The 17,688-nt window shown below is 42.8% G+C and carries 20 protein-coding genes and 1 pseudogene; all 21 read right to left on the bottom strand.

All coding sequences use genetic code 11. The features are described 5' to 3' along the window. Nucleotides 1–300: 300 nt before the first annotated feature. The gene (locus I2432_RS10295; RefSeq protein ID WP_428843968.1) at nt 301–783 is read right to left on the bottom strand and encodes a hypothetical protein; all 483 of its coding nucleotides are present in this window, start codon (nt 781–783) and stop codon (nt 301–303) included. Nucleotides 784–1,105: 322 nt separating this feature from the next. Then, nucleotides 1,106–1,366 carry a hypothetical protein gene (locus I2432_RS02960; protein ID WP_206156369.1) on the bottom strand — a complete coding sequence of 87 codons (261 nt, stop codon included), beginning with the start codon at nt 1,364–1,366 and terminating at the stop codon, nt 1,106–1,108. Between the two features lie 14 nt (nt 1,367–1,380). Continuing rightward, nucleotides 1,381–1,623 (bottom strand): hypothetical protein, encoded by a 243-nt coding sequence (locus I2432_RS02955; protein WP_080358081.1) that lies wholly within the window; start codon nt 1,621–1,623, stop codon nt 1,381–1,383. A gap of 488 nt (nt 1,624–2,111) precedes the next feature. After that, entirely contained in the window at nt 2,112–2,534 is a 423-nt protein-coding gene (locus I2432_RS02950) for a hypothetical protein (protein ID WP_043030553.1), read from the bottom strand. Between the two features lies 1 nt (nt 2,535). Next, nucleotides 2,536–2,823, bottom strand: coding sequence for a hypothetical protein (locus tag I2432_RS02945; RefSeq protein WP_206156925.1), 288 nt, complete (start codon nt 2,821–2,823; stop codon nt 2,536–2,538). Nucleotides 2,824–2,856: 33 nt separating this feature from the next. After that, a complete protein-coding gene (locus tag I2432_RS02940; RefSeq protein WP_043029553.1) occupies nt 2,857–3,180 on the bottom strand; it encodes an Imm59 family immunity protein in 324 nt (107 codons plus the stop codon). Further along, complete coding sequence (locus I2432_RS02935) at nt 3,170–4,483, bottom strand: glycohydrolase toxin TNT-related protein (RefSeq protein ID WP_249093352.1); 1,314 nt, start codon at nt 4,481–4,483, stop codon at nt 3,170–3,172. The genes I2432_RS02940 and I2432_RS02935 overlap by 11 nt, the downstream gene beginning before the upstream one ends. Before the next feature lie 40 nt (nt 4,484–4,523). Beyond that, on the bottom strand, nt 4,524–5,372 hold the full coding sequence (locus I2432_RS02930; protein WP_052495504.1) for a DUF4299 family protein: 849 nt from the start codon (nt 5,370–5,372) through the stop codon (nt 4,524–4,526). 10 nt (nt 5,373–5,382) lie between these two features. After that, nucleotides 5,383–5,814, bottom strand: a complete 432-nt coding sequence (locus I2432_RS02925) for a UCP033725 family protein (protein WP_042670223.1) — start codon at nt 5,812–5,814, stop codon at nt 5,383–5,385. Further along, on the bottom strand, nt 5,807–7,228 hold the full coding sequence (locus I2432_RS10290; RefSeq protein WP_249093348.1) for a hypothetical protein: 1,422 nt from the start codon (nt 7,226–7,228) through the stop codon (nt 5,807–5,809). Before I2432_RS10290 ends, I2432_RS02925 begins: the two co-directional genes overlap by 8 nt. 69 nt (nt 7,229–7,297) lie before the next feature. Continuing rightward, nucleotides 7,298–7,720 (bottom strand): hypothetical protein, encoded by a 423-nt coding sequence (locus I2432_RS02915; RefSeq protein WP_206156370.1) that lies wholly within the window; start codon nt 7,718–7,720, stop codon nt 7,298–7,300. Between the two features lie 9 nt (nt 7,721–7,729). Continuing rightward, nucleotides 7,730–8,119 carry a hypothetical protein gene (locus I2432_RS02910; protein ID WP_154803729.1) on the bottom strand — a complete coding sequence of 130 codons (390 nt, stop codon included), beginning with the start codon at nt 8,117–8,119 and terminating at the stop codon, nt 7,730–7,732. After that, entirely contained in the window at nt 8,101–9,363 is a 1,263-nt protein-coding gene (locus tag I2432_RS02905) for a hypothetical protein (RefSeq protein ID WP_346265916.1), read from the bottom strand. The genes I2432_RS02910 and I2432_RS02905 overlap by 19 nt, the downstream gene beginning before the upstream one ends. Before the next feature lie 105 nt (nt 9,364–9,468). Next, nucleotides 9,469–10,023, bottom strand: a pseudogene (locus I2432_RS10465) (T7SS effector LXG polymorphic toxin); the annotation flags it as partial. Between the two features lie 9 nt (nt 10,024–10,032). Next, complete coding sequence (locus tag I2432_RS02900; RefSeq protein WP_043030550.1) at nt 10,033–10,317, bottom strand: TIGR04197 family type VII secretion effector; 285 nt, start codon at nt 10,315–10,317, stop codon at nt 10,033–10,035. Between the two features lies 1 nt (nt 10,318). Continuing rightward, nucleotides 10,319–10,753 carry a YwqH-like family protein gene (locus tag I2432_RS02895; RefSeq protein WP_012678359.1) on the bottom strand — a complete coding sequence of 145 codons (435 nt, stop codon included), beginning with the start codon at nt 10,751–10,753 and terminating at the stop codon, nt 10,319–10,321. Nucleotides 10,754–10,756: 3 nt separating this feature from the next. Then, nucleotides 10,757–11,086 carry a DUF4176 domain-containing protein gene (locus I2432_RS02890; RefSeq protein WP_012515184.1) on the bottom strand — a complete coding sequence of 110 codons (330 nt, stop codon included), beginning with the start codon at nt 11,084–11,086 and terminating at the stop codon, nt 10,757–10,759. Between the two features lie 12 nt (nt 11,087–11,098). Next, entirely contained in the window at nt 11,099–15,475 is a 4,377-nt protein-coding gene (essC, locus tag I2432_RS02885; protein ID WP_206156372.1) for a type VII secretion protein EssC, read from the bottom strand. 11 nt (nt 15,476–15,486) lie between these two features. Next, nucleotides 15,487–16,644 (bottom strand): type VII secretion protein EssB, encoded by a 1,158-nt coding sequence (essB, locus tag I2432_RS02880; RefSeq protein WP_206156373.1) that lies wholly within the window; start codon nt 16,642–16,644, stop codon nt 15,487–15,489. Between the two features lie 2 nt (nt 16,645–16,646). Further along, a complete protein-coding gene (locus I2432_RS02875; RefSeq protein ID WP_012678362.1) occupies nt 16,647–16,889 on the bottom strand; it encodes a type VII secretion protein in 243 nt (80 codons plus the stop codon). 316 nt (nt 16,890–17,205) lie between these two features. Further along, nucleotides 17,206–17,685 carry a secretion protein gene (locus I2432_RS02870; RefSeq protein WP_230923370.1) on the bottom strand — a complete coding sequence of 160 codons (480 nt, stop codon included), beginning with the start codon at nt 17,683–17,685 and terminating at the stop codon, nt 17,206–17,208. Between the last annotated feature and the right edge of the window lie 3 nt (nt 17,686–17,688).

Genomic DNA, 17,688 nt, shown 5'->3' with positions numbered 1-17,688 from the left:
TCAATCAGTGTCACTCCTTGCATAGCAGCAAAATTTCAATCCACTCGCCCGCAAAGGGCGAGACAGCCAAAATGAGTTACACGTCCAAAAGCAATATGAATTTCAATCCACTCGCCCGCAAAGGGCGAGACTGACTATCTGCTCTTTGAGCTAAAATCAATCCTAATTTCAATCCACTCGCCCGCAAAGGGCGAGACGTGTTTTTTGGGATTTACTTTCTTTTCATTGATATTTCAATCCACTCGCCCGCAAAGGGCGAGACGTGATGTTTTATTTTTTGGAATTGGTATCAATTTAATTTCAATCCACTCGCCCGCAAAGGGCGAGACTGTTAATATCGACGGTCAGGGTAATACGATTGTATTTCAAAGGACTGACATAATCATCTGGCAATTTACCTTCACCTTCTATCCAGAGTTCTTCTGCAATCGGAATCAATTCCGCAAGTTCTTTTTGAGTAAAGAGCTCTCTATTTTTAGGAACGTTAATCAGAGACGATGGATGCTTTGTTAAGAATTCTTTTTTTGCTTTTTTCTTCTCCTCCTCTGTCGGCGGCCAATAACCATCTTGTAATTTAAAAGCAATCTCCCCTAAATTCCGTTTTCCTTGCTCCAATAATTGAAATAAATCATACGGCAACTCATATACTACTCGCTGCTCAGCTATACCGCCTTCATTAGTCACTAGATAGTAAGTCCCCTGATGCTTCCACACCTGTTGACCATAACCCTTGACTTCCTCGTATTGACTGACTTCTTCCCATGTTAATTGACTACGCTCCATGTATGTTCTCCTTTCTTTGTACTGATACCTTTTATAACACATTCTGGCATATTACCTGGATAGGTTCGGCCTCCTGGTCGCCACCATTCATTAGCTCCCGATTCATTACCACTTGGTATTGAAACACCCTTTTTTGAAACCATCTTGGGCGAAAGATCCAAGCGATAGAGCGGATCATTGCCAAGATAACCCTCGTCGAAGCCGAGTAAGCTTTCATAAAAGATTGATGCATAATCAGCTTACTCTTGTTCCTCTTTTCTTCAGTTTTTTATCATAATTCATCTTAACATTTTAATCCATTCGAGCAATCTAATCTCACTCATCATCTCCTCTTCTTATTTAGGCATACTTCTAAGTCCTTCAAAGTTTTTAAAATTGGACTATCATACTGTGTTGTATCATCAACAAATTGTCTAGCTAAACTTGAAAAATTAATATTCCCAACAATCCGATTATTATCAATATCATTAGTCAAAACATAAAGATCTCTTAATATTCCTGAATAGTTTTTTTGCTCGGGATACTCAAGTTCTATCAACTCTCTAAGCCTTTGTGTATGTTGAAAACAGTTATTATTATCCATAAATTTCTCCTTTTTTAGTTAGGAACGATCCTTATTTCTTGAATCCACTCCAATGGCCACCGATTGGGAAGTAAGACCTGATCTCCACCTCCAATTAAGGTTGTTCCTGAAGATTTAACCGTCTGTGGGGCAACCTTGCCAATATTCAATTGACTCCCCTTTGGTATTTTAATTACAGCCTCATATTGTCTAGTATTTTTCCATTCTGGAAGTAAAGCTGTATCTATTTTTGCTTGTATACGATTAGTTGCAGGCACCGTTGTGACAAAACCACCTCCAGCATCTGACGCCCCTCCAAAAGTCCTATAAAGTGTTATTTCCTCACCTGTAATAACTGTTCTATAGTGACTATCTGTAAATGAATCTGCAATCCAACCAGGAAGATTTTCCTTAGCCCCAACTGTTACTTTACTATCTATTTGAGTTGGATATTTTGTAACACTTTCTTTTTTTTATATAGCCTCCGAAATTAGAACTCTCTCTTGCCAGCCTGCTGTTCTCAAGGTTCTTCAAAAGCTGCTGGCGGCTGTAGGTCGGTTTCGTCACCCTAGCTGCTATTGGCTCATTCAAGCTGAATCTTCTGGCGGCGCTTGAGGCGGCATAGCCTGCTAGGATATTCCCTACCAATGTAGCTCTTTGGGCATCTTGCTCACTGCCGCCTAAGAGCTTGGTGCCATGATAGTTTGCTTGACCACCGATAAGTCTTAAAATAGCAGAGCTAATCTCGGCTCCGCTATCTTAAATATTATTTCAAAGGACTGACATAATCATCTGGCAGCTTTCCCTTCCAATCTATCCACTGTTGTTCTGCGATTGGAATTAGCTCTTTCAATTCCTCTTGAGTAAAATATGCTCTACTTTTCGGAACATCTATTAAAGATATTGGATGCTTTATCAACAATTGTTTCTGAACATTCCTTTTCTCCTCTTCTGTTGGCGGCCAGCAGTCGTTTTGAGCCTTAAAGAGAATCTCGTCTGCTGTGCGAAGACCTTTTAAATATTCCTCAAAATCAGCTGCACTAAGCTCAAAAATTCGGCGAACAGAAGCAATACCAAGTTCAAAAACAGTATAATATGTTCCATTATGCTCTCGGATATAAAGATTATCAGGCGTCTCTACTTTGTTAAACGTTTCGTATTCTTCCCACGTCATTTGCGTTATTCCCATATTAATTTCCTCCTAAAGGTCTAATAGTGTAGTCTCCCCATGGAACCTCATCAATGACTGCTTCTGGCATATTACCTGGATAGGTTCGGCCTCCAGGTTTCCATAAACCATCAAATGCAAATCCTTCATTACCGCTTGGGATTCTCAGATTTCGAATGGATTCTTTTGGAATATCAATGGCTACTGGGGAATCACCTAAATCTCCTAGATGAAGTCCTAACAAATCTTCCAAAATTCTAGGCTCTCCCTTACTTACATCAATCAGGGTGTCTTTTAATCTCTTTAACATAGAATACAATCTCAACCGGAACCAAAAATGTGACTAATCATCCCATAAAGGTGAGGGGTACATATAATTCCCCCTTTTTTTAACTTCTCTTTTACCCTCACGAACGATAAAATCTAAGATAGATAAAAATTTATCTTTAGCTTCCTGAAAATTATTGAATTCAAATGTTTTTCCATTCACATATGATCTATCATCTCTACTGTTGACCATAAAAACATTTTGACGATAGAAAATATGAACTGCATATGGCGTTCTATCTTGTTCGTTAAACAAAACATATTTTAGTGATAAGTAACCTTTTTCTTGAATTTCCTGAAGCAAGTCTTGCTTCAGGTTTTCAATTTCCTTAGTTTCCACCTATTTTTACCTCTCTTATTAAACCTAAATCCTCATAATATATTAGAGAACTACCAAATTGAATTTGAACTCCTCCGCCATTTCCGAAAACTCTAGCTATTTTTCCTCTGCGATTATCTGCTAAATCAGAAAAAGTGAATCCTCTGTTCTTCATCGCGTCACTTATGCTTTCTTGAATATTAGCAGGTGCATTATTAAATGCTTTTATAATGTTTTCTTCTGTTAAATCTTCCAATACCTCATATTGATGATACTTTTGAAAATTCTTAGGATATGGTAGCCCTCGTTTATTAAACGGTAATATTTCACTATTTTCAACTGGACTAGTAAATCTACCATATGGCTCTCCATAACGGTCAACAATATGCCCTGCCTTTAAATTAGCAGATACAGTAACTGGAATCCCATTTTTATCTAAAACAAATCCATCTGCATTTGGCCATTTAATATGACTTGCTGTATCTACATAAGTTCTTGAACGAACAGGTACCTGAACTCCAGCAAAACAATCAGCAGACATATATGCTTGTGATCCATCTGGCATGGTGATTCTTTCTGCAAAATACCTTCCCTTTAACTGGTATTCTCTTCGAAGGTAATCGTCAAACCTTGAGCTTTGCCTTGCCAGCCTGCTGTTCTCAAGGTTCTTCAAGAGCTGCTGGCGGTTGTAGGCTGATTTCGTCACCTTAGCTGCTATCGGCTCATTCAAGCTGAACCGTCTGGCGGCGCTTGAGGCGGCAATTCCTCCTAGGATATTACCAACTAATGTAGCTCTTTGGGCGTCTTGCTCGCTGCCTCCTAAAAGCTTGGTGCCATGATAGCTGGCCTGGCCACCGATAAAGCCGCCAACCTCACCTATTGTGAACTCCGTTAAGCCCTTGGCTATGCTCTTGGTCTGTCCGATCGGGATCATGGCTGCACTGGCTGTTGTGAACAAGCCACCAACCTGGTGGTACAGCCTGTCATTTCTCATGAACAAGGTATCCCGAAGCGGATTGGTAGCCACTGTGAGTCCATCACCAACGCTGCCTAGATAAATGTTGTGCCCAGCCTCAAAAAGATTCGACGCGCCATAAGCAGCTGTGCAGCTGCCGACCACACAGGCTCCAACCACTAGGGGAGTCGCTGCCCCTGCTGTCATGACGATAGCCGCTACCCCAACCGCTATTGTCACAAGGCTGAGTGCTAGATCCACCCAACCCTGATTGGCCCTATCCTCCGCAGCTACTGCCTCAAAGCGAGCCTGATCTCGCTCCTGCGCTGCTTGGAGACGCTTGGCATTGGTCTCAAGATAACGAGCCACCCCCTGATAAGCTGTCGCAAAATGAATTTATGCTTTAAGCTTACTTACTAACTGCCGGCTTCACGATAAGTAATTTCCCATCTAATAGAGTCGTCCGTTGGGATAGGTGAGTAATACAGTCCTCATACTTTTCTTCAGTTAGTCGTTTGCCATTTCCATCTATTGTAGCTATAAGATACATTATTTTGTGGCTACTGTCCTGATAATGCTGATTAACAGCAGTTAATTCTGGTTTAGAGGGTAACACTGTTACTCCATCATTCTTAAGATAATTAACTACCACAAGATTATTATCATTATTCTGTTCTAGTCGAAACACTTGTTGCTCTGAAAAATACGCTTGGATATGCTGAGTCAGTTTCATGTGTGTATCATAAGATTCTAAAATGTGTTCATTAGAAACTGAGAAAATCTGATCCAAAAATGTCATACTAAAATGAACAGTCCTTTTAATACCTTCAGCCGATAATAATGAAACCTGATTTAAGGCCTGTGTTAACTGTTGAATATTCCGTAATAAGATAGATGTGAAAGGAAACTTCTCTATTGTTTCAACATCATATATCTGTTCTCCCTGTTGACATGATACCTCTAGTATAAGCATGAGCATTTTGAGAAACATCAAAGCGCCAACCCAATCTGACTCTGTTGCTAGAGGTGGTATAACTACCTTATAGCAATCTCCTATCCTAGAGATATCAAACCCAAATGTTGACTCATCTTTAACTGCAAACTTGACAGCTTGAAATGAAGCGATTTGAGAATCCATCTTAATACTATGGTCCGCCCCCTTAAAGACTATACCGGCGCATTCAAAGAGTTCACTTTGTAATAAATTAGCAATGCTTAACTCAATTGAGCTAACAAGCATAAAAGTAGTTGAATCCATACTTTTCCTCTCAAATATCAATGTATTTTCTTCTACGTAAAATTGTCACTTTTTCTACAGGAATTTTAGCAGACATATACCAGAGATGACCATATTGTGTTTCCATAACCTCCGCATCTTCCCAAAGCTGATGCTCTTTTAGTAAATCAACATCATCTGTATAAATACACACATAAGAATCCGGTTGATCAAAATTATCATCGCTTGATTTTACAATATCAAATTCGCGTCCTTCAAAGAGTACTGTATCTCGGATACTGTAAATAGCCTCAATGTCATCATTTAGAATAAACTTGCGATATGTTTGATTTAAACCATCTCCTTCAATCTCGAATCCTTGCCCTAAAACTGTTGGATCCGTACTATACACATATTCTCCTCCATCAGTAGACATGTGTCGTGAGTAAGAAGAACCATTGTAAACCACAAATACTTTATTCATAATTTCCTTTCATGTATTTAAACGAGCCCTCAAGTTTACCAACCAAAACCTCTTCTTCATCTATATTTAGATATATTTTAGTCCCATCATTTAAGGGAATATTTCCTTTAGCAACATATTCGGGAACAATGAAATCTGGAGAAGATGTAAAACCATTTCCAGTTGCAGGATACGGATCTATGTAGCCTCCTCCCATTTCTTTACCATATGGAATCTCTATATCATCAATTTGATTTGTAGTAAACTCAATACGAACAAAATCATTAACATTATTGCCATTCACATCTATGTAAGGAGTGCCTTCATAATCCAGACGCAATGCATTTATAACATCATCTGCATTTTTTACATCTTTCACATCAGATAATTTTGAAAAATACCCTCTTGCACGAGGATCCCAGTATCCATTCAAAAAATTATCCGCGTTTTCGACTGGAATTATTTTTGACATTACTGTCTGCTTTGTTGGATGAGGTATTGCTTCACGAATATCTTTCATCATATTCAGCTCTAGTTCTGTCATATTAGAAACACGACTCATTCGTAACCGCTTGAATTCATTTAAATTTAAATTGTGTTCTTTCAACTTTTCAAAAATAATTTGATTTGTTGATTTTACAGTGCCTTCCTTACAAGTGCTTATTACCTTAAGGGAATTGTCTACATTACTAGCTCCCCTAAACTTCACTAACTTTTCTCTTGCTACATAATTCTGAAACCTTGAGCTTTCTCTTGCCAGCCTGCTGTTCTCAAGGTTCTTCAAAAGCTGCTGGCGGTTGTAGGTCGGTTTCGTCACCTTAGCTGCTATTGGCTCATTCAAACTGAACCTTCTGGCGGCGCTTGAAGCAGCGAGGCCTCCTAGGATATTACCAACTAAGTGAGCGCGCTTGGCGTCTTGCTCACTGCCGCCTAAGAGCTTGGTGCCATGATAGCTGGCTTGGCCACCGATAAAGCCGCCGACCTCCCCGATCGTGAACTCCGTTAAGCCCTTGGCGATGCTCTTGGTCTGTCCGATCGGGATTAGGGCTGCACTGGCTGTTGTGAACAGCCCACCAACCTGGTGGTACAGCCTGTCATTCCCCATGAACAAGGTATCCCGAATAGGATTGGTAGCCACTGTGAGTCCATCACCAACGCTACCTAGATAAATGTTGTGACCAGCCTCATACAGGTTCGACGCCCCATAAGCAACTGTTCCACTGCCAACTACACAGGCCCCAACCACCAAGGGAGTCGCTGCCCCTGCTGTCATGACGATAGCCGCTACCCCAACCGCTATTGTCACAAGGCTGAGTGCTAGATCCACCCAACCCTGATTGGCCCTATCCTCCGCAGCTACTGCCTCAAAGCGAGCCTGATCTCGCTCCTGCGCTGCTTGGAGACGCTTGGCATTGGTCTCAAGATGACGAGCCACCCCCTGATAAGCTGTCGCAAAGCTAGTTTTAAAATAGCAGAGCTAACCACAGCTCCGCTATCTTAAACATTACTTCAAAGGACTAATATAATCATCTGGCAGCTTTCCCTTCCAATCTATCCATTTTTGCTCCGCAATTGGAATCAGTTTTCTTAGCTCTTCTTGGGTAAAAAGCATTTGATTTTTAGGATTAGAAATGAGGACCATTGGTCTATCTTTGGCTCTTTCTTTCATTATTCGATTTTTCTCCTCTTCCGTTGGTGGCCAGCAATCATTCTGTGACTTAAAAAGCAAATCATCTGCTGAGTGTTTCCCAGACATATACTCCTTAAAATCTATAGCCTTAATTTCAAAAATTCGGCGAACAGAAGCAATACCAAGTTCAAAAACAGTATAATAATGACCTCGGTGTTCACGAATATAAAGATTATCAGGCGTCTCTACTTTGTTAAACGTTTCGTATTCTTCCCACGTCATTTGCGTTATCCCCATATTATTACCTTAATCGCTATCGCTGCTTGCTAAAATAAGGGATCCCTTCGGCAATAACTCCTCTAGTTCTTTTCGCGTAAAGAGTTTTTGATTGTCAACATCATTTTCCAATAGCTCAGGATTGTCCCTTAAAAAGAGTCTATCTGCTTCTTCCTGACTTATATTCGGTGGCCAGCAGTTATTTTTGACATAAAAATCTATTTCTAATAAAGATTTTCGGCCACTATCCAATAATTGAAAAAGTTCATTAGGTAGGTTATACACTACTCGTTGTGTGGCAATTCCTCCTTCTTCCCTAACTAGATAATATTCTCCCTGATGCTTCCACACCTGTTGACCATAACCCTTGACTTCCTCGTATTGACTGACTTCTTCCCATGTTAATTGACTACGTTCCATGTATGCTCTCCTTTCTTTGTACTGATACCTTTTATAACACATTCTGGCATATTACCTGGATAGGTTCGGCCTCCCGGTCGCCACCATTCATTAGCTCCCGATTCATTACCACTTGGTATTGAAACACCCTTTTTTGAAACCATCTTGGGCGAAAGATCCAAGCGATAGAGCGGATCATTGCCAAGATAACCCTCGTCGAAGCCGAGTAGCGTCTCGTAGAGACGATTATCACCCTTGGCAATATCCTCAATAATATCCGCATGATCCTTACTAACCCAGAAGCTCATGCCATCCTTACCACCAACAACCCCATTGTTCCAACTTTCACTAGGTTGGAATCTTTGGAATCTAGCAGCTCCATTATCAAACAAATGACGATGGGCTTCTATGTATTCTGGAGCTAAATAACTTGATGGATCTGGTCGGCGAGTAACTTCTTTGTCAATTGCTTCAATTTTTTTAAAAAACTTTTGCCGATTCTTCCTACTTTTTAGTTTAATTTTCGGCGCCTTCTCCGAAATTTCCAGAACGCGAACCCGATCCGACGGACTAAGCCCTGCCTTTGCGTATTTGTTCCATTGAATGTAGCGCTGACTATCCTCAGGACTCATGCCATCTATAAACGATTTGGAAGTTGGTAGCTCATTCAAGCTGAACCTTCTGGCGGCGCTTGAGGCGGCAAGTCCTCCTAGGATATTCCCTACCAATGTAGCTCTTTGGGCGTCTTGCTCACTACCACCTAGGAGCTTGGTGCCATGATAGCTGGCCTGACCACCGATAAAGCCGCCAACCTCACCGATCGTGAACTCTGTTAAGCCCTTGGCAATACTCTTGGTCTGGCCTATCGGGATTAGTGCTGCACTGGCTGTTGTGAACAAACCACCAACCTGATGGTACAGCCTGTCATTCCCCATGAACAAGGTATCCCGAAGGGGATTGGTAGCCACTGTAAGCCCATCGCCAACGCTACCTAGATAAATGTTGTGCCCAGCCTCATACAGGTTCGACGCCCCATAAGCAACTGTTCCACTGCCAACTACACAGGCCCCAACCACCAAGGGAGTCGCTGCCCCTGCTGTCATGACGATAGCCGCTACCCCAACCGCTATTGTCACAAGGCTGAGTGCTAGATCTATCCAGCCCTGCTTGGCCCTGTCCTCTGCAGCTACTGCCTCAAAACGGGCCTGATCTCGCTCCTGCGCCACTTGGAGACGCTTGGCATTGGTCTCAAGATGACGAGCCACCCCCTGATAAGCTGTCGCAAAGCGTTTTATGGTGTTGAGCTGTCCTATATCCCCAACCTGATAGCTCCCAGCCCGCTTGGGCTTACTGCTGTACTCTGCTATCAAGGCCTTGGTCGAAGCCAAAAGCTCCTTGAAGGCGGACAAGTCCTGACTGGCATGATTGCTTTCGTATTGAATGATGGCCTCGTCCAAACGATTGATATCAGTGATCAGCTCGCTATAATCCACCACTGTCTTGGCATGACTGACACCAGAATAGTGCACCAAGTCTGATACCTTAGCCCTGGCATTCTGTAGTAACTCAAGCTGATCCTTGAGGTGAGCCTGCGAGAGTCGAAGCTCTGACTGCAGGGTCTTAAAGACCTGACCTGGTAACTGGGCATGGCTGTTGCTGTCTATCTGGTAATAGCCGTCCTTATACAGCAGGAGGCTGGCTGAGTAATCATTCATCAGGCTTTGCAGGGTTTGTAAGAGTGTCCCATGCACCTCACTCAGGTAGCTCTTGATGGCGTTAGCGGTCTGACCCTGAAAGCGACTGTCTCCAATCAAGGCTGACAGGGCGGTCTGGATACTCGTCATCCCATCTCCCCAAGCACTGATCGTGGTTTGGGTGCTTTGTTGGGCGGCACTGATGGCCTCAAAGTGAATCTTATATCCCATACCCTCCTCCTATTGTAACCTAAATCCTATGGCTTGTCCCAACTGCTTATCTGTTAGGGCCAATTCTTGACCAGCCTCAGCAATCAAAGCAATATCCTTTTCCAAAAGCCTAGCATAGGCAGAGACAAGCTGAGAGAGAGCTTCAAACTCTGCCTGATACAGATCGAGCACCTTACTTGATGACTGATGGCTGGGAAAGCTAGCTTTGACATCAGACAAGCTAGCCTTAGCAGCAGTCAGGCTTAACACATGTGCTCCAAAAACAACCTCAGATAATTGAATAACACCAAACATGCTAGCCCTCCCTAATATGAAATAGCTTTTCAATCTCATTTCCCAAGCTATTAATCATGCTCTGACACCAGCCGATAAGCCCTTGCTGCTCATATTTTTGATTCTCCAAGCGTGTTATCGTATCACAAATGGCATCGTAATAAGCATCTAGCTCCAGCTGAAAGTGGCGATAGTCATGAGAGAACTCCTCCCAGCTCGACATCAAGCGGTCCTTACGTTCCCCCTTCCAATCAGGCTGATCCCTCTTAGCCATCACAGAGACCTTGATCTGATGAACATCTCCTTGAATCGCTCCAACAGAAGCCTTGGCACAACGCAAGCGCTCTAGCTTTTCGTCTATTGACGCTATCTCTGCTGTAGCCGTTGATAGACTGGCCCTGTGCTGGTCAACCTGACGTTGAAGCTGATTGATATGATTGTAGTCAACTTGCCCCATAAGCTAGTCCTCAACAGTCTTTCTATCGTTTAAGGCTGAAACATCTCCTTTTGGAATGTCCGTTGTTGCTAAAGCCTGTGCTATCGTCTCTAACATCAGAGCATTGTCATCATCAGCATAGCCTTCTTGAATAATCTTAAAAATATCGTCATGATTAAAGTAAATCAAACTATCCCCCATCATGCCCTCCGGATACAGGCAGGCACCATAGTCAAAGCGGTAAACCTCCCCTTTGATTGGAGCTGCAATCACACGCGCAATAATCATCATTTTCTTAGTATTGCCCTTTAAAATGACAATACTACCAAGTGGAAGCATCGTAACTGTTGACATCTTTGTTCCTTTCTAAATCTCTAATAATTGAATAAAGTCATAGCCTTCTGGGTATAGGATATAGCCCTGGGTCGGTCTAAGTGAAGGCTCATTGCTGATATAGGCATATCGTGTATGGCTTTGATCACTGATCCGCATGCCTAAAAAGACCTGCTCAATGAGCTGATTTGCAAGCTTCACAAAGTTATCATAGGTATTATTGACCAGATCCTGATAAGCTCCAACAAAGATAAGGGTGACCCCATACTGGCTGCCCTCGGTCACAAGCTGCTTAAAGTCTTCCTCGCTAATTCCTGCTGCCAGCGCTGTAGCTGCAATATCAGGAATCACAACTAGCCATTTTTGATAATCCTGACCAGGTGCTGCAAGACGCTTTTTAAAGTCCTCTACAATAGCCCTTAGAGTGTCTCCAACATCTAAGGCTGTGCTAAAGCGTTGACTATCCTCAAAGAATTGCCTTGCAATGCGCTGACTAGGATCTAAAATAACCGTACGGTACTGGTCAGCCAGACGCTGCAACTGAAAATCAAGCAGCTTATAATAGTTAGCCACAAAGGCTGGGCTATCAGAGGCCATCAGTATTGGCTTTTTAAAGGTAAAGCCAGCAGGAACAACCTCCTCTCGCTCCAAACCAATCACAAAGTCCTGAGCAGAGTCTGACATGGCTGCTATCATATCTGGTGTGACCTTTTCTGGCAGCATTGGAATAGCCGCTGGCAAAGCACCTTGATAAACAGCCCTCATCGCCTCGACCTCTCTTTTTACCTCCGCCATATAATCTGTATAGTACTCACTGCTATATGGCAAGGCAATCTGAAATTGGATAATGTCGTCACGTTTCATGATAGCTCGTCCCTTGATATCATCTAGTGGGATATTTGAGCGACCAACCACACTTGATAAATCACTATTATCAAACAAGAAGAGGGATAGCTTGGTCTTAAAGTTAGACTGCAGCTGTAGCCTCATGGTATTAAGCCTTGATAAGGTCACAACAAGGTACATTCCCAAGGAAGCCCCATCACGCGCAATAACGTTCAAGACATTGTAGACAGCATCTACAAATGGTGCGTCCATGACACTATCAAAGCCATCAATGATGACAAAAAGAGCCGGGAAGGTATCCTTGGACAATTGATTGTACTGATTGAGGTTGGTTGCCTTAGCCTTAGATAGGGCATGCTTACGGGTCTTGATTTCTTCACTTAAATAACGAAGTGATTTCATGATCTTGTCTGTCTCATCTAGAGTAAAGTAATCTGCCACATGTGGAAAATCAGAAAGCGCAATCAAGCCGCTTGTCCCAAAATCATAGAGGTAAAAATGAGCCTGTGCCGGTGTTTGCTTTCGCATCACATCTAAAGCAAAGCCTTGAAGGAAGGTAGACTTCCCAAAGCCGGGACTAGACACTAAGAGGATATGCCCAGCCTTTTCCATGTGAAAATAGAGCGGGGACTGCTCTTGCTGCTCAGGAATATCCTGATAGCCAATCAAAACAGGCTGCAAGTCCTGTGTCTGTCCCCAATAGTCCTTGAAATGCGTCGATTGCAAATCACTGGCATAGATTTTTTCTGAAAGGGGCGGCAGCCAAGGGCTGGCCACCTTTGGAATATGCAGGTCCTCAAAGAGCTGCTGAGCCTCTGCTACAACCGCATCTAGCTCTGTTGGCATGGATTTTGCTTCTCTCTTCTTGTCAAGTCCACTAAGGTCCTTGTTAATCGCTTGGTATTGACCATTAGCTGTGATTTCATAGACCGTTGTCTCATGCTGAATCGTATGTCGTCCCTTTGGATCGTAGTCTGCTCCAGACCAGGCACTTTGGAACAGCTCGTAAATTTCATTGTTACCAACCTGGAGATAAGCACGACCAACCTGGGTAATCTCTGCTGCATCTGGGGTTTTGATCACCTCACGAGAATCTGCAACATCTTGAACCTTCAAAGCAATTTTAAACTTCGCATTCGACCAAATCTGGTCATTAACGACACCACTTGGCTTTTGCGTTGCTAAAATGAGCTTAACACCAAGAGAACGACCAATACGGGCGGTTGAGACCAGCTCGTCCATAAATTCTGGCTGATTGGCCTTTAATTCTGCAAATTCATCGCTGATGATTAACAGGTGTGGGAGGGGCTCCTTAACTCGTCCTTCCTTGAATAGCTTAGTGTATTGATCAATATGATTGACATCATTTTCAAGGAAAATCCGCTGACGCTTTTTCAGCTCTGCCTTAATCGATACCAAAGCCCTATTGGCCTGATTGCCATCTAGGTTGGTAATGGTTCCAACGACATGTGGTAAATCAGCAAAGAGATTGGCCATACCACCACCCTTGTAGTCAATCAGCAAAAAGGCAACCTCATAGGGATGATAATTCACCGCCAAGGACAAAATATAAGACTGAACCAGCTCTGATTTACCAGATCCAGTCGTTCCTGCAATCAAGCCATGTGGTCCATGGGCTTTTTCATGAAGGTTTAGGTACAAGATGTCATCACGACCACGCACCCCAAGCGGAACAGCCATTGTTTGGTAGGCCTCATTTTCCTTCCAGCGCTTTAAGAGATTAAGCTCCTCGACCTTGTTAACGCCATACATTTCAAGAAAGGTCACACTATTTGGAATCGCATTGCGTAAGGTTTCAACGTGATTAATCCCTGCCATATGTCTAGCAAAGATCTCCTTATCCTTCATAGATAAGGGCTGAAGCGGGGTAAAGGCCTTATTGAGGTAGAGCCCCTCCTGCAAAATGAGCTGAGCATGCTTATCTCCACGATAATCAATAACTGTTTTGACATGCTCAGGGAGACTTTCAATGACCTCTTCAACAAAAATATAATGAATGCCTAGATGAGACAAATCCTCATTGATGTATTCCATGATATTGTGGTCAAGCATGAGGCTCATGTCAGTAATCAGCACTATATAATGCGGAGTGTATTGCTTTTCTGTCCCCTTATCCTGCTCACTGTCTAATTGCCGCTCCTTGATCAGCTGATAAAGCGAGGTCAACAATTGGTCACGTGTTCGCTGGCTATAAACAAAGCCACGACTATTTAGCGCCTTTAGCTTAGTATGAGGCAGCCACCGGCTCCAATTCCACAATGGCAGCTCTTCTTCTCGAAAAATAGGAATAAACTGCACATCATGATAGCTATGGAAGGTAGCGATCTGCATCATCAGCTGCTGAACCTGCTCAATCACGACCTTGCGTGCTCCAATATAACCGATTGGACTGGCAATCGCATTTTGGATAGGCACCTGTGCTGTCACCCGATAATAAGCAATCAGCTCTTGAACCCTTTTCCTTGCCTTTTCATGATGCTTGGTCAGCTCAGAATCTGAATAATCAATGTGAAAGCTAGCTGGAGTATCACCTAGCCCCAAGCAGTAGGTCAAAAAGTCAAAATGATATGGAGCCTTCTCATAAATACGGCGATCTGTTTTTTGTGCCATCTCCAGAATAGTCGTCATATTAGGGTAATGATACAGCAGTGCTTCGATTTGCTCTTCACGATAGCCGGCTAGCTCTACATACTTGGTATCCAAATAGGCTAGATAATCCTTGATTTTTTGCTGCTGGGCTTCTTTATGCCATTTTTTATCTGAAAAATAAGAATGAATGGAGCTTCCAATCGTAATCACAGACATTCCCATCATCATCATGAGCATGCCCCCACCTCGGAAAAAGACATAGGAGAGCCCTGTAAAGACAATCATCGCAAACGGCGTTATGATCAGCTTTAATAAAGACTGTCTTTTCCCTTCATCATCTGTGGGTACAGAAGCAATCGTCACCTTTCCCTCAGGCTCACGCAGGATAATCCTAGGAGAACGATGAAATTCACTGGCTCTATCCTCAGCTACTGCCTCTGTAAGAGGCAGCAATGCTGTCTGAATAGCATACAAGGACTGAATCGATAGCAGCTGATCCTGAAAACTAAGCACTAAGCCATCTGAAAAAACAAGTTCATCAGATGCTTTAAGAGGCTGCTTGCCTTTCGTCCATTTACCATTTAGATAATAAGGCACCGGGCTATAGCAGCTGGCAGAATCCGAGTCCAGGGTCAGCACCAGCTCACTAGGGTAATCAAGCAATTGAAGTGCTGCGGTAGTCTCTCCTGAAATGTAAAGCGAGGAGTCTGGCAGCAGGTATTTAGTGACAGCTTCAAAAATAAGTAAGGTCACCGTAACCTCATCAGAAAGAGCAACACAATGCTTACCAGTGCTATAGCTCTTTTCCAGTAGGACAACACCTGATCCCTCCACTGATAAGGTAATATCTTTTAGCAAGGGCAGGAAAATATCAGACCCTGATGAAGGTCCCAACTGATAAACGGTATCCGAATAAAGGTGATAGGCATTGTCATCATAAATAAGGTATATCATAAATTCCTCCGTCACTCCTTGTCACTGCTAGAGCCTGCTGCCTTTTCCTCTCTAGGGGTTAGGTAGGCCTTTTTGAGCTCGTCTAATTTGCTCTTATAGCTATTAAGCTGCTCTGTACGCGCCTCTGCTGTCAGATTAGGATCTCGCTGAACATCATCAATCTTCTTAGTCAAGCCGTACATCAAGAGCTGCGGGTCGTCCAGATAGCTCGCAATATCCATGGCATCATCTATCTTTGCTTGCCCAATCAGCACCCAATAGCGTAAATAATCTTCATTAGACTGGTTCGATATTTTACTTAATTCCTCCTTTTGCTTGTCTGTTAGAGGCTCTGTCATTATGACAGAGTAAGCCACAATATATTTATCACCCTGGCTTAAGGCCTTGCTGTCTGTATGCTTCGCTGTTGTGATAACCTTAGAATAGTCTTGATTAATAAAAGCCATACGCAGACTAGCAACCATTTCCTGATAAGGCATAGCAAACAATAGAAAATAAAGAACGCCCGCCAAAGACAACAAAGCAAGCACTGATGAACAAATGGTGGTCAATTTCAAGCGCGATATCGTCTTGTTAGCAACACGAGAAAAATGCTCTTTATTGTCTTTTTGCTCCTCATGGTACTTTGTCGCTAAAAGCTCCTGCAACTCCTGCAGCATCTCAGCCTTAGCTACTGCTTCGCAAAAAAGATTGCCTTTGTAAAAGGGAAGCTTGCCATCCATCAGAGCGTCATAGCTGGTCTTTTTATCAAGCAAGGCAATTGTCATACATTTCAGTGTATTCACAAAGACCTCACGCTCAAGCGGCTGGTAAGGAGGAACCTGATCCTTGATTCCCCGAAAAATCAACTGTGGCTCTGCATTACGGTTAAAGACCAGATTATCTGGTGTAAAGCTGTAGGTGAACTTTGAGTCCGAGAGCTGATCAAACAGTTCACTAAGATTTAGCAAATGCCTTAGCTTTTCCTCAACGATCATCGTCTCTAGGGCTGACCAGTCATACATGTCATCAAGACTAGCCTCTAGAATCAGCTTGTCGGAAGCCTGCTCCAATTTGGAAGGAACAAAAAGAGAATGCTCAGAAGCTAGTAAGGCATAAGCAACCTCAGCATCTCCTTTAACATCCTCAACCAATAGCTCACGTATTATTGTTTTCATCTTTTTCTCCATGTTTATAAATTTTCCAATACTAACAGTGCACCATTTTTTAGGGTATCCATGCGACTGGTGCTTGTCATCAGCTGACCACCTTGCTCATTTCTAGCACTGGGATTTACCACCTGAAATCCCAAACCATAAGCATCTGATACGATTTGTAATAGCTCCTTAAAGGTCATTGTCCTTGGTACCCGCAAATCAAATTCCTGTGGAAAAAAATGCGAGCAATCAAGACTGATACTAATATAATTCTCCATAAAAATTAGCCCTTTCCTGATAAGTTTCCATGTCACCTGACATCACCTGCCAAGCTAGCTAAAAGCCTCTTGAGGTGATTCACATCACTAAAGTATCGTAGAACACACACTTTTCTCAGCAGGTAGGCTTTCAAGCATTTGTATTGACTGATTTGCCACCTGCTGATCAAAGCAGCTCTTCATATTTGCTACAGACCCTGAGGCCTTGCCCAATACTGTCAAAACAGCTGAGGGCCTTTTCTTATAAATGCAGCATTAGGAAGTCTCCCAAGCTAGCACTCTATTTTCAGTGAGTAGATACTCTTGACAGACGATTCTACTCGTGATGTCTTTTGTGTTTTTGCCTTGATAATCGCCCTCTAGTCAGAGAATAGCCAGTCAGTACAGCTCCCACAAGAAGTATGGCCAGCATTTGCCAAGTGATGCCGATAGTTTTTTGAGCGAGCAAAACACCATACTGGTCATCTGTTGCTGCCAGACGCTGCTCTGGGTTAAATAAGAGTGGCTGATACCTTGCAACAAGGTTGTCACTATCAATATGAGTCATAAATAGGTGATTCTTGGTCGTCTGACTAGCTTCTTTTCTATGCTGCTGTTTCTTTTTAATGCTTAAGTCTGTCTCTGATTGAAATAGGGCAAACAGATCGCCCTCTTGCTCGATGTAGCTAATGTCTTTTTTCTCACCCCCCTGATTAAGAGAGGTATCAATATGTAAGGAACCGTCATTTGCCAAAACAGCAGAGCTCAGCCCAAGGCTAAGGCCAGCCAAAACCAGCAAAGTCATTATTTTTCTCATCAT

This window comes from Streptococcus equi subsp. zooepidemicus, from assembly GCF_015689395.1.
Taxonomy (GTDB): Bacteria; Bacillota; Bacilli; order Lactobacillales; family Streptococcaceae; genus Streptococcus; species Streptococcus equi.
Note: the sequence above shows the minus strand (reverse complement) of the source record. Positions and strands in the feature narration are given on the sequence as shown.